Annotated in this window: 13 protein-coding genes; 12 read left to right on the top strand and 1 reads right to left on the bottom strand. The window is 44.8% G+C overall.

Annotation, left to right across the window (positions count from 1 at the left end):
* Positions 1-152 precede the first annotated feature (152 nt).
* Together rpoE and pyrG are read left to right on the top strand one after the other, a co-directional pair.
* The gene (gene rpoE / locus HP456_RS11585) at positions 153-737 is read left to right on the top strand and encodes a DNA-directed RNA polymerase subunit delta (RefSeq protein ID WP_172251200.1); all 585 of its coding nucleotides are present in this window, start codon (positions 153-155) and stop codon (positions 735-737) included.
* A 383-nt stretch (positions 738-1120) separates the two neighbouring features.
* The gene (pyrG, locus tag HP456_RS11580; RefSeq protein ID WP_172251198.1) at positions 1121-2725 is read left to right on the top strand and encodes a CTP synthase; all 1605 of its coding nucleotides are present in this window, start codon (positions 1121-1123) and stop codon (positions 2723-2725) included.
* 250 nt (positions 2726-2975) lie between these two features.
* Here pyrG and HP456_RS11575 read toward each other — a convergent pair whose 3' ends face one another.
* Positions 2976-3497: a DUF2529 domain-containing protein gene (locus HP456_RS11575; protein WP_172251196.1), complete on the bottom strand. Its 522-nt coding sequence runs from the start codon at positions 3495-3497 to the stop codon at positions 2976-2978.
* A 258-nt stretch (positions 3498-3755) separates the two neighbouring features.
* Here HP456_RS11575 and HP456_RS11570 point away from each other — a divergent pair, with 258 nt between their 5' ends.
* The 10 genes from HP456_RS11570 to HP456_RS11525 form a co-directional block, all read left to right on the top strand.
* Entirely contained in the window at positions 3756-4118 is a 363-nt protein-coding gene (locus tag HP456_RS11570) for a response regulator (protein WP_032086947.1), read from the top strand.
* Positions 4119-4298: 180 nt separating this feature from the next.
* Entirely contained in the window at positions 4299-5156 is an 858-nt protein-coding gene (gene fdaB / locus HP456_RS11565) for a class IIb fructose-bisphosphate aldolase FdaB (RefSeq protein ID WP_172251194.1), read from the top strand.
* Positions 5157-5336: 180 nt separating this feature from the next.
* Entirely contained in the window at positions 5337-5978 is a 642-nt protein-coding gene (gene fsa / locus HP456_RS11560) for a fructose-6-phosphate aldolase (RefSeq protein WP_172251192.1), read from the top strand.
* Positions 5979-6190: 212 nt separating this feature from the next.
* A complete protein-coding gene (gene murA, locus HP456_RS11555; protein WP_172251190.1) occupies positions 6191-7474 on the top strand; it encodes a UDP-N-acetylglucosamine 1-carboxyvinyltransferase in 1284 nt (427 codons plus the stop codon).
* A 202-nt stretch (positions 7475-7676) separates the two neighbouring features.
* On the top strand, positions 7677-8639 hold the full coding sequence (glpX, locus tag HP456_RS11550) for a class II fructose-bisphosphatase (RefSeq protein WP_172251188.1): 963 nt from the start codon (positions 7677-7679) through the stop codon (positions 8637-8639).
* A 514-nt stretch (positions 8640-9153) separates the two neighbouring features.
* Positions 9154-10416, top strand: coding sequence for a transcription termination factor Rho (gene rho, locus HP456_RS11545; RefSeq protein ID WP_172251186.1), 1263 nt, complete (start codon positions 9154-9156; stop codon positions 10414-10416).
* A gap of 211 nt (positions 10417-10627) precedes the next feature.
* Complete coding sequence (rpmE, locus tag HP456_RS11540) at positions 10628-10840, top strand: 50S ribosomal protein L31 (protein WP_172251184.1); 213 nt, start codon at positions 10628-10630, stop codon at positions 10838-10840.
* A 381-nt stretch (positions 10841-11221) separates the two neighbouring features.
* Positions 11222-11833 (top strand): thymidine kinase, encoded by a 612-nt coding sequence (locus HP456_RS11535; RefSeq protein WP_172251182.1) that lies wholly within the window; start codon positions 11222-11224, stop codon positions 11831-11833.
* A gap of 544 nt (positions 11834-12377) precedes the next feature.
* Positions 12378-12836 carry a hypothetical protein gene (locus HP456_RS11530; RefSeq protein ID WP_172251180.1) on the top strand — a complete coding sequence of 153 codons (459 nt, stop codon included), beginning with the start codon at positions 12378-12380 and terminating at the stop codon, positions 12834-12836.
* Between the two features lie 171 nt (positions 12837-13007).
* Positions 13008-13405 (top strand): PCRF domain-containing protein (locus HP456_RS11525; RefSeq protein WP_172251178.1); only part of this gene is annotated, 398 nt, incomplete at its 3' end.

Genomic DNA, 13405 nt, shown 5'->3' with positions numbered 1-13405 from the left:
GCTTTAAAATGATAATGGCGGGATTATGCCATTTTTTCTATCCCTACATATAAACAGGGGGCATATCTGCGTCCGGTTGATTGATCCGGGCGATGCTCGAGCTTTAGTGACTCTCTTCATAGAGTGTGAAATAGAGAAAGGAAGTGCGTAAAGTGAGTCTAAAACAGTTATCGAAAGAAGAATTGCGCCAGACATCTTTTATTGAATTGGCACATGAGATTATGACAGATAAGAAACAAGCCGTGACTTTTCAAGAACTGTTGAAAGAAATTACAAGTTTACTTGAAATCTCTGGATCAAAGGCTAAAAGCCGCATGGTTCAATTTTATACAGATCTGAACATCGACGGACGTTTCATTGCGCTTGGCGATAACCGCTGGGGGCTCCGTGAATGGTATCCGGTTGATCAAATCGAAGAAGAAACCGTTCCAACCATGAAATCGAGCAAAAAGAAAAAAGCGAAGAAGAAAGTTGAGGAAGACCTTGATCTGGACGAATTCGATGATCTTGATGAGGAAGACCTTGATGACGATCTTGATTATGATGATCTTGACGATACAGATGACGACGATGATTTGACAGAAGATGATGACGATGTAGATGTCGATGAAACTGACGATGATCTTGAAGATGTTGATGTCGATGATGACGAGGAAGAGCTGGAGATCGATGAGATCGATGAAATCGACGAAGAGGAAGAAGAATCGGATGACGAGGATGAGAAAGAAAAGAGTTAATTTTTCTGTGAATTAGGAAATTTTCTGTTACTCATTCTATGCTTGACTTCTTTCATTTAGGAAGGTAGTATTTTATTTGGGCTCCTTAAAAAAGGACGAATAGAGTATTCAACGCTCCCCTTACCAATTGGTAAGCGGGGCGTTTTTTATTTTTTACAGGGCAGCCTATATGAAGAATGCAGGCTGATTCAAGTTTTCTCTTCCCCTTATAATATCTACTTAATGATAAATAAGAGGCTGTCTTTTAGCTGTTTTTTGCCCATGATTTTATTTTGCGGGAATGGACTACTCCTTCTTTGAACAAGATAACTTCATGACAAGGATACATAGGAGACACCCTCTACTTTTTTTGAACCAAATCATCTTAAAAGGGGGACATATACATGACTAAGTATATATTCGTAACAGGCGGCGTAGTGTCGTCACTTGGAAAAGGGATCACAGCAGCGTCCCTGGGAAGACTATTAAAAAACCGCGGGGTTACGGTGACGATCCAGAAATTCGATCCATACATCAACGTGGATCCGGGGACAATGAGTCCCTATCAGCATGGTGAAGTATTCGTAACCGATGATGGTGCGGAAACGGATCTCGACTTGGGTCACTATGAGCGTTTCGTTGACATCAACCTAACGAAGTACAGCTCTGTGACAACAGGTAAAATTTATTCTACTGTTCTGAAAAAAGAGCGCCGCGGTGATTATCTGGGTGGAACGGTTCAGGTCATTCCGCATATCACAAATGAAATCAAAGATCGAGTATACCGTGCAGGACGCGAAACGAATTCAGATGTGGTCATCACTGAAATCGGCGGAACGGTCGGGGACATCGAGTCTCTTCCATTCCTTGAAGCAATCCGTCAGATCAAGAGTGATGTTGGCCGTGAAAACGTGATGTACATCCACTGTACATTGGTGCCTTACATCAAAGCTGCTGGTGAAATGAAAACAAAACCGACCCAGCACAGCGTAAAAGAACTCCGCAGTCTTGGAATCCAGCCAAATGTCATCGTCGTTCGTACAGAAATGCCGATGACCCAGGATATGAAAGATAAAATTGCGCTGTTCTGTGATATCGACAAGAACGCAGTAATCGAAGCGATGGATGCAGACACCCTATATTCTGTACCACTTGCGCTGCAGGATCAGAAACTGGATGAAATCACATGCCAGCACCTGAAGTTAAATTGCCGTGAAGCAGAAATGACTGAGTGGAATGAGCTAGTGAATCGGGTAACGAATCTTTCACGTAAAACGAAGATCGCACTCGTCGGAAAATATGTTGAACTTCAGGATGCGTACATTTCCGTCGTCGAAGCACTTCGTCATGCAGGCTACCAGTTCGATAGTGATATCGAAGTGAAATGGCTGAACTCCGAACTTGTAGATGCTGAAAATGTTGCAGAAAAGCTTGGAGACGCAGACGGAATCCTGGTGCCTGGAGGCTTTGGTGACCGGGGTGTTGAAGGGAAAATCGCTGCCACTCAATATGCACGTGAAAACAAAGTGCCTTTCCTTGGGATCTGCCTTGGGATGCAGCTTGCGTCTGTAGAGTATGCACGCAATGTCCTTGGACTTGATGGAGCACATTCTGCTGAGCTGAATCCTGATACACCTTACCCGATCATCGATTTGCTGCCTGAACAAAAGGACATCGAAGATCTTGGCGGGACCCTTCGCCTGGGATTGTATCCATGTAAATTGACAAAAGGTTCAAAAGCATACGCGGCTTACGATGGAGAAGTGGTTTACGAGCGTCACCGCCACCGCTTCGAATTCAATAATCACTACCGTGAGCAAATGGAAAACGCAGGCTTCATCTTTTCTGGAACAAGCCCTGACGGACGCCTTGTGGAGATCATCGAACTTGAAGATCACCCATGGTTCGTGGCATCCCAATTCCATCCGGAATTCACATCACGCCCGACACGTCCTCAGCCGCTGTTCAGAGATTTTGTTGAAGCAAGTCTGGCTTTTGGTGAGAAATAATTCATTTACTCTTAGGACCGCTCTCCTTTACTGGGGAGCGGTTTTTTTGGTTGCAGGAAAGCACTGGGACAGGGAAATACGGAGGTGGGTATAAGCACGGTGTGAGTGTACCGAAATATTGTTGGGGAATAGGTAGTTCGCCCATATATGTTAATATATCTTCCATGAAATTGTTGAGACCCATCGCAACATATCAACGAAAAGAAGGCCCGTCCCACTTAATGTGGACCGGGCCATCCTCTACTCAACATTAATCCTCGTATTCCTCCAACATCTCGCGAATGACAAATCCCAGCGCAAAGTAGATATAGAGCGCTGCCATGCTCGCTGGCATACACACCCGCTCGCCGATTTCCTCTCCCGGGAGCAGTCCTTTGATTACGTTGGTGTCGAGGTGAAGGTCGGCAAGCTCGTCCAACCCTCCTTCACCAACCACGCCGGAAATCCCTACGAATGAGACACCATCAGCCGCCAGCGCCTTTGCAAATTCGACCGCATCCCCGTCCGAAGACAAGCGGGTCACGACCAGCAACCGGTCAGCTTCAGTCAACGCCGCAGACTCATCGTATTTTTTAACAGAAGGCAGCGGTTCTGCCCCGTATAATGCTTCTGCAGTCACAGCTTCCATTTCCCCAAATGCTTTAATATAAATCGATCCCTGTCCGACAGCTGCTTGTGCAAGCAGCCTCGCAGCATCTTCGATTTCAAACTCCTGTTTTTCAGAGATGCGTTTAAATAACCCGGATAATTGGGTTGTGAACATCTTAATCATCTTTACACTCCTTATCAGTCAGCCGATCCAACTTCGACAACGTATGCTGTATCGATTATTATAAAGGGAGGAATGGGTGTAAGTAAAATAATGGAGAAAAAGCAGGAATTTCCGCGGTATTGATAGAAGTAATAGAAATGTAGTACTTTAAGTCGGGGAAAGGAAAAAAAAGCGTACGAACTCGGTAAAACTATAAGCTGCTATCGAAGCTTACAGCAGGTACATATTTCATTTTATTTAAAAAGGGGATTAAGCCATATGAATGAAAAGATACTTATTGTAGATGATCAGTTTGGTATTCGTATTCTATTAAATGAAGTGTTGCAGAAGGAAGGCTACCAAACCTTTCAAGCGGCAAATGGTGTGCAGGCACTCGAGATCGCAGATAAGCATTCCCCTGACCTTGTCCTTCTGGATATGAAGATTCCAGGTATGGATGGAATTGAAATCCTGAAGCGGATGAAGAAGAAGAATCAGGATATCCGTGTAATCATCATGACCGCATACGGGGAGCTTGATATGATACAGGAAGCGAAGGACCTGGGTGCATTGACGCATTTTGCGAAACCGTTTGATATTGATGATATCAGACAAGCGGTAAGACAGTACATTCCAGTTTAATTCCATAGTTAGAATAGTGAAAATAGTAGTATTTTTTACAAATAGCCTCATCAGTTGGTAAAATGAATTATGTTTTGGTATGATACAAGTGAAATTGTTAACAATGTTAATCGGTGTGAACAAACTTCCATTAACCTTACCGAAAATGGCACACTGACTGAATAAAAGGAGGAAATCAATTTGCCTTTAGTTTCAATGAAAGACATGCTTATCAATGCAAAAGAAAACAGCTATGCTGTTGGTCAGTTCAACTTGAACAACCTTGAGTTCACTCAAGCGATCCTTCAAGCAGCTGAAGAAGAGAAATCACCTGTTATCCTTGGTGTATCTGAAGGTGCAGCACGTTACATGAGCGGTTTCAAAACAGTTGTGAAAATCGTTGAAGGTCTTATGGAAGACTTGAACATCACAGTACCTGTTGCGATCCACCTGGACCACGGTTCAAGCTTTGACAAATGTAAAGAAGCGATCGATGCAGGCTTCACATCTGTCATGATCGACGCTTCTCACGGTCCTTTCGAAGAGAACATCGAAATCACTTCCAAAGTGGTTGAGTATGCTCACTCTAAAGGTGTTTCTGTTGAAGCTGAGCTTGGTACGGTCGGCGGGCAGGAAGATGACGTAGTAGCAGACGGCGTTATCTATGCGGACCCTAAAGAATGTCAAGAGCTGGTTGAGCGTACAGGTATCGACACACTTGCTCCTGCATTAGGTTCAGTGCACGGTCCTTACAAAGGAGAACCAAACCTTGGTTTCAAAGAAATGGAAGAAATCGGCGCTGCTACCGGAGTACCTTTAGTACTTCACGGCGGAACTGGTATCCCTACAAAAGATATCCAAAAAGCGATCTCTTACGGGACAGCTAAAATCAACGTAAATACTGAAAACCAAATCGCTTCTGCCAAGAAAGTGCGTGAAGTGCTTGCGGCAGACACAGAAGTGTATGATCCACGTAAATATATGGGTCCTGCACGTGAAGCGATCAAAGCAACAGTTATCGGTAAAATGCGTGAATTCGGTTCTTCTAACCAAGCGTAATGAATAGAGGTAATGTCTGGAAAGTGACGCTGGTCAGATTAGGTGCTTTTCCGGCGTGGTAGAAAAAGAATGAAGCAGTTGGAGAGGACTGGCACCAGGGGAGGGTAATGCCTTTTTGGGTCAGTCCTCTCCGTTCATTATAAAAAGATTGAAAATTTTGTCGAAAAAGGGGTAATAATCGTGAAATTTTTTATTGATACAGCAAACATGGAAGAAATCAGAGAAGCATTTGAATGGGGAATCGTATCAGGTGTAACGACCAATCCATCCCTTGTGGCAAAGGAAAAAGGTGTCACATTTGAAGAGCGTTTGAAAGAAATCACCGAACTTGTCCCGGGTTCTGTAAGTGCAGAGGTCATCGCAACTGATGCGGAAGGGATGATCAGGGAAGGCCGTGAACTGGCGAAAATTGCTCCGAACATCACGGTCAAGCTGCCGATGACACCTGACGGACTTACAGCTGCATCCACTTTTTCCAAAGAAGGAATCAAGACCAATGTCACGTTGATATTCAGTGCCAATCAGGCGCTTCTGGCAGCCCGCGCTGGTGCTACGTATGTTTCTCCTTTCTTAGGAAGACTGGATGACATCGGTCAGGATGGCCTTGAACTCGTTTCTACTATTGCTGAAATCTTCGCGATCCACGGACTTGAAACAGAAATCATCGCGGCGTCGACCCGTCATCCGCAGCATATTACAGAAGCTGCGCTCCGTGGGGCACACATTGCAACCGTACCTCTTAAAGTATTGAAGCAGTTATTCCATCATCCACTGACGGATAAAGGAATAGAAGCCTTCTTGAATGACTGGAACAACCGATAGTATTTGCGGATCAAGCACAGAAGAATGACATTCGATAAAAAAAACGAAAATCCTATACATGTTTTGACGAAATATGTATAAACTAGTAGACAATACACTTCTTAGACCGTCTTCATATGGAAAAATAATCCTTTTTGTTACGTGCTGGAGAACGAGTTCCCGAATAGGACGGGAACCTCTCTCCACCACTAAACAGTGGAAGGGAGATTAAAATGGAAAAGCTAAAGATTGCAGGTGGTTATCCACTTGAAGGAACCATAAAAGTCAGTGGTGCAAAGAATAGTGCTGTCGCGCTTATACCGGCCACGATTCTGGCTGATTCACAGGTGACGATTGAAGGATTGCCGGACATTTCGGACGTGCGTACGCTGCAGGACTTGCTCGAAGAAATCGGCGGAACGGTCAGTTTCGACGATGGAGAAATGAGTGTGGATCCGAGTGAAATGGTTTCCATGCCGCTTCCGAGCGGAAAAGTAAAAAAACTCCGTGCTTCCTATTATCTGATGGGAGCGATGCTCGGACGTTTCAAAAAGGCAGTCATCGGTCTTCCGGGAGGCTGTCATTTAGGACCCCGCCCGATTGACCAGCATATCAAGGGATTTGAAGCGCTCGGTGCCGAAGTGACGAATGAACAGGGAGCAATCTATCTCCGTGCCGATGAATTGAAAGGTGCCCGCATTTACCTTGATGTCGTAAGTGTAGGCGCAACAATCAATATCATGCTGGCTGCTGTTCGCGCAAAAGGCCGCACCATTATTGAAAACGCAGCAAAAGAACCTGAAATTATCGATGTGGCAACACTTCTCAGCAACATGGGAGCGAAGATCAAAGGAGCAGGAACGGATGTAATCCGCATTGACGGTGTCGATGAACTGCAAGGGTGCCGCCATACGATCATCCCTGACCGAATCGAAGCAGGAACTTTCATGATCCTTGCCGCCGCAGCAGGTAAAGGCGTCCTGATCGACAATGTCATTCCGATACATATGGAATCAGTGATTGCGAAGCTTCGTGAAATGGACGTCCCTGTTGAAACGAACGATGATCAAATCTTTATCGGCAGAGCGGACAAGCTTAAGTCCGTTGATATCAAGACGCTGGTTTATCCTGGATTCCCGACTGACCTCCAGCAGCCGTTCACAGCTCTTCTGACTAGAGCGGAAGGGTCCGCTGTCGTAACGGATACGATTTATTCCGCACGCTTCAAGCATATCGACGAGTTAAGACGCATGAACGCCACGATTAAAGTAGAAGGCCGTTCAGCCATCATTAATGGTCCGATTCAGCTGCAGGGTGCCAAAGTGAAAGCGAGCGACCTGCGGGCAGGAGCGGCACTTGTCATTGCAGGCCTGATGGCAGAAGGAATCACTGAAGTCACAGGACTTGAACACATTGACCGCGGCTACAGTGATCTCGTCGAAAAGCTCGAAGGACTAGGCGCAACAATCTGGCGGGAGAAGATGTCAGCCGAAGAGCTTGAACAATTAAAATCCTAAAGACCATTTGAAAAAATTCTCAGGTTTGAGAAGGATTGGACCCGGTTTTTTCGAAAAAAGGTCTCTCTGACCCGATAAATGTGTTACAATAAATCTGTTAATATGTTATACAATTTAGATTTATTGTACCCATACGCAGTATTTTAATGCTGTAAAGTATGCAAAAAGAGCTTTACAAAAGGGAATTCGGGAGGCTGTATACATGGAAAGAAGTTTATCAATGGAGCTGGTTCGAGTAACAGAAGGAGCTGCTCTTGCATCGGCTAGATGGATGGGACGCGGAAAGAAGGATGAAGCGGATGATGCTGCGACTTCTGCGATGCGTAACGTATTTGATACCGTACCAATGAAGGGAACTGTCGTGATTGGCGAAGGGGAAATGGACGAAGCGCCAATGCTGTATATCGGTGAAAAACTTGGGACTGGATACGGTCCCCGCGTCGATGTAGCAGTTGATCCGCTGGAAGGCACGAATATTGTTGCATCCGGAGGCTGGAACGCGCTTGCAGTCCTGGCGGTTGCCGATCACGGAAACCTGCTGAACGCACCGGATATGTATATGGATAAAATTGCGGTAGGTCCGGAAGCAGTTGGTGAAATCGATATCAATGCTTCTGTTATCGATAATTTGAAAGCTGTGGCTAAAGCAAAGAATAAAGATATCGAAGACGTAGTGGCAACAGTACTGGATCGCGAGCGTCACCAGCACATCATCCAGCAATTGAGAGAAGCGGGTGCACGCATCAAGCTGATCAATGACGGAGATGTAGCCGGTGCGATGAATACAGCATTCGACCACACTGGAGTTGACATTTTATTCGGATCAGGCGGAGCCCCTGAAGGTGTACTTGCTGCTGTGGCACTCAAATGCCTAGGCGGGGAAATCCAAGGGAAACTGCTTCCTCAAAACGACGCCGAACTTCAGCGCTGTATCGGCATGGGACTTGATGTCGATAAGATTTTACGCATGGAAGACCTTGTAACCGGAGACGACGCCATTTTCGCTGCAACAGGTGTAACCGACGGAGAGCTGCTAAGAGGTGTTCAATTGAAAGGAACGTACGGATTGACACACTCAGTCGTCATGCGTGCAAAATCCGGTACAGTCCGCTTCATCGACGGCCGACACAGCCTTCAGAAGAAGCCGAATTTGGTTATTAGATAATATAAAAATGCTGTTTTCGGGAGACTCATTGTGAGAATTAAACGTTCCAGCGGTTGATTCGGAAATGAAGTCTTCCACCGAAATCAATAGCGGCATTACAAAGCCTGGCAAGATAAAAGAGAAATCTTCAAAAAGATAGCCGAGGAGGAGGGCCTGCCTTTCTCCCTCAGCATCTTATCACCCGCATCTACCCTTCACAGGTGATAAAGGCTACACTTACCTTCCTATTTTTTCTCAAACAGACAATATTTCACGGAAAAAGCGAAAAGAAATGAACAGTTGGCAACAGTTGAAAAGGGTACCTTGCGCTTTTACGATAATTATGGTTAAAATAGATAAGGTTTTTTCTTCAGCAATCTCTTTTTATGCTTCACCTAATTTCTTCAGTTTTTTAATAGGGTCATTTTACATAGATTGTTTTGTCCTTCATGAGGGTAAACAAGACAACATGCAAATCACCTGATTCAATTCAACTTTCAAAGCAGCAACCAAATTATTAAAGCGTGGTGTCATAATGGAAGAATTAACAATCTCCAGCTTAGAAAATATGAAGCTGAAAGAGCTTTATGAGCTGGCAAAAAAGTACAAAGTTTCTTATTATAGTAAATTAACAAAAAAAGAACTCATCTTTGCCATACTGAAAGTAAGGGCGGAGCAGGAAGGCTTCTTCTTCATGGAAGGTGTCCTTGAAATCATCCAATCAGAAGGTTTTGGTTTCTTAAGGCCGATCAATTATTCTCCAAGCTCTGAAGATATTTATATTTCTGCATCCCAGATCCGCCGCTTCGATCTGCGTAACGGGGACAAAGTGTCTGGTAAAGTGCGTCCGCCAAAAGAAAATGAGCGCTATTTCGGACTTCTGCATGTAGAGATGGTCAATGGGGAAGAGCCTGAAGCAGCAAAAGAACGTGTTCACTTCCCTGGCCTGACTCCTTTATACCCAGATCGTCAAATGATGCTTGAAACTACTCCGAATAAGATTTCGACTCGCATAATGGACTTGGTGGCGCCGGTCGGTTTCGGTCAGCGTGGCCTGATCGTCGCACCGCCTAAAGCAGGTAAAACCATGCTGTTAAAAGAGATCGCGAATTCGATCACGACGAATCATCCTGAAGCGGAACTGATCATCCTCTTGATCGATGAGCGTCCTGAGGAAGTAACCGATATCGAACGTTCGGTGGAAGCCGAAGTTGTCTCCTCAACGTTTGACGAGGTCCCTGAAAACCACATTAAAGTGGCGGAGCTTGTTCTTGAACGTGCGATGCGTCTCGTTGAACATAAGCGTGACGTCGTCATCTTGATGGACAGCATCACCCGTCTTGCACGTGCATATAACCTTGTGATCCCGCCAAGCGGACGGACGCTGTCCGGCGGTATCGACCCGGCAGCATTCCACCGGCCGAAGCGTTTCTTCGGGGCTGCCCGTAACATTGAAGAAGGCGGCAGCTTGACTGTCCTAGCAACGGCACTTGTCGACACAGGTTCCCGTATGGATGACGTCATTTATGAGGAATTCAAAGGAACAGGTAACATGGAACTCCATCTTGACCGTTCTCTTGCTGAAAGACGTATCTTCCCGGCAATCGACATCCGACGTTCCGGTACCCGTAAAGAAGAACTTCTTATCCAGCAGGATCATCTTGATAAATTATGGGCAATCCGCAAAGCCATGTCCGATCAGCCTGATTTCGCAGAAAAGCTGATGCGTAAGCTGAAACAATCGAAAACGAATCACGAATTCTTCGAAGTGTTGACAGAAGAAGCCAAGAAGCGTTAATCTGGTAGTCAAGTGATTTTCATGTCCGTAACTTCCATTTTATTAGGTTGCAAAAACGGCATGTCCTTGTTATAATGTAATCAATGTGTTTTTAAAATTGGATGCGGTAAGGGGCTGGTAATTACTACCATGCTTATGCTCATATCGCATATATATCTTCGTAATAAATTACTCTGTTTCAGATGATTCAGGGCGGAAGGAGATGAAAGTAATGAAATCAGGAATTCATCCTAAGTACAACACGATCAAAGTTAATTGTGCATGCGGTAACGAATTTGAAACTGGTTCTGTAGCAGAAGATATGCGCGTTGAGGTTTGTTCTGAATGCCATCCATTCTACACAGGCCGTCAGAAATTCGCTGACGCTGGTGGACGTGTTGACCGTTTCAACAAAAAATACGGTCTTAAACAACAACAACAATAATGAAGAACCAGAAGATCAAAGACATGTTCTGCCCTTTGATTCATGTGCCTAGCATAATGGACTAAAGGGTTGAAAGGTCTTTGACTCTTCTCTTCACTGTATAAAAACAGGCAAGGAAATTATGCTTGCCTGTTTTTTATTACCTAAAGACAAGATTGAGGCGGTTTTTTGATAAGAACTGTGCCTCTTTTTTTCTGTCAAATTCGTGATTAATAAGCATTTTTTCTATACATAAAGGAATGCTTTATAACAATAGATCATCTAGCGGCGGTGTCCTTTTTCAGTTGATAACAGCCATTATTCTTATAAATTATTTATAAAAAGGACGCAAGTGAACGGCCGCTTTTTCATATTAAGGGGTTAGAAAGGAGAGACGCTTTCGTGTATGTCATGAAGCAAACCGGTTGGGTAGAAGTCATTTGCGGCAGCATGTTCTCTGGAAAGTCAGAAGAACTCATTCGCCGGGTCAGACGCACTCAATTTGCAAAGCAGGAAATTGCCGTGTATAAGCCAAAATTAGATAATCGCTATAGTGATGAATCCGTCGTATCTCACAATGGTACATCGGTCATTGCAAAGGCAGTGGAGGGATCGGATGTCATCCTTGAGGATCTGAACCCGCAGGTGGATGTCGTCGCGATCGACGAGGTCCAATTTTTTGACGAAGGCATTGTGGATGTCGTACAAAAACTTGCGAACAGCGGATACCGCGTGATCCTTGCCGGACTCGATCAGGATTTCCGCGGAGAACCGTTCGGTCCGATGCCCGCGCTCATGTCCATTGCAGAACAAGTGACCAAGCTTCAAGCGGTATGTGCCGTCTGCGGCTCTCCTGCTAGTCGGACACAGCGCCTGATCAACGGTGAACCGGCAGGCTACGACGATCCGGTCATCCTTGTCGGCGCATCCGAAGCCTACGAACCAAGATGCCGCCATCACCATGAGGTCCCAAAGGGTATTAGTGTATCACCTGATATGGTGAAGGAAGTCTAATTATATTGTTAAAGCCGTTTCCTGATGGAGGCGGTTTTTTTGTTTTCGAACTCTGTGCTTGGGTCTTGGTCCACCCCTGGAGACATTTCGGTCAGCCAATTTAAGTCGAAGAGGACGGAACTCCAAATGAGATTGATTTATCCTCAATGTGAATTTTCATGGATACTTGCAAAGTGACGGGCGGGGTTCTTATGGGTTTTTTTGTTAAAAAGCAGAATTAATGTTCATTCTGGCAGGAATACCTGTGATTTTGGCATAATCAAGACTTGGATTGGCAGGATTATCGCCGGACTTGGCAGTATTTACATTTAAAGTGGCAGGATTGTGTTTATCAGTACCCCGATTACAGCCAGATCACGATACATTTAGAGATGTACAAGGCGGAATTTGTCCAAAGCAGCAGCATTATTTTTAAGTAGCAGCTGTTTGATCGCCATTCAGTTAAAACACTGCTGCCATCGTGTCGGCAATGAATACCAACCAAAATTACCCTCGCATAACCACTCTCCTGAAGGAAAAAGTAACAGCAGGAGGTGTTTTGACAATGAAAAGGATGATGCTTGCACTATTTTTCACTGTGCTTTTCATGATCGCGACGGCTTGCGGTAATGTGAACCAGGAGTCTGAGTACGGGATGCATAATGATGACGGGGGCACTCGATTTATAGATAACCGCAACACTCATATGGATAACGATCCGAATAATGTAACAAGTGGAGAAGATATGAATCAAAATCCCAATCTGCCGAATCTGACAAGCAGCGAGGGGACGACTTCTACGACGACCGGCGTTTTTGAAGATAAAGCGCGCGAGGTGGTGAATGAGTATTCCGATTTTAGAGCGGATGAAGTCTGGATCAACGGAGAGCAGATGTGGGTGACTGCTCATACGAAGGATGAAATGACCGCTGAACAGACGGATAAACAGGAAGCGAAATTAAAGAAAAAGCTTGAACAGGCGCTGCCTCGTTATAATGTGAATGTAAAGATAACGGAACGATAAGATAATGCAGGCGAGTAGATGAAGTGGAGTCTGCTTGCCTTTTTTCTAATTCCAATTTTACATAATCAAAACACAAACATCAGAGGGGCCATTCCGATTGAAGCTTCTTGTTTTTACCTACACCATATAATATAATTAGACTGTTATGGATTAAAATTGAGGTGAATAGCTGTGTTCGATCGTTTACAAGCAGTGGAAGATCGCTATGACAGGTTAAATGAACTGTTGAGTGATCCGGAAATTGTGAATGACCCAAAGAAGCTAAGAGAATATTCAAAAGAGCAGTCAGACATTCAAGCGACGGTAGAGGCCTACCGCGAATATAAAGACATCAATGAGCAGCATAAAGATGCGAAGGCGATGCTTGATGAGAAGCTTGATGCTGATATGCGTGAAATGGTTAGAGAAGAAGTATCCGAGCTTGAAGAGCAGATTGATGCACTGGAAGAGCGTTTGAAAATATTATTGATTCCTAAAGATCCGAATGATGACAAGAACGTTATCATGGAAGTCCGCGGAGCAGCAGGCGGAGATGAAGCCGCTCTGTTCGCAGGCGACCTTTACCGAAT

The sequence above is a fragment of the Bacillus haikouensis genome, assembly GCF_013179555.1.
Classification (GTDB): Bacteria; Bacillota; Bacilli; order Bacillales; family Bacillaceae_B; genus Rossellomorea; species Rossellomorea haikouensis_A.
The sequence above is the reverse complement of the archived record's forward strand: the minus strand, read 5'-3'. Positions and strand labels throughout refer to the sequence as shown.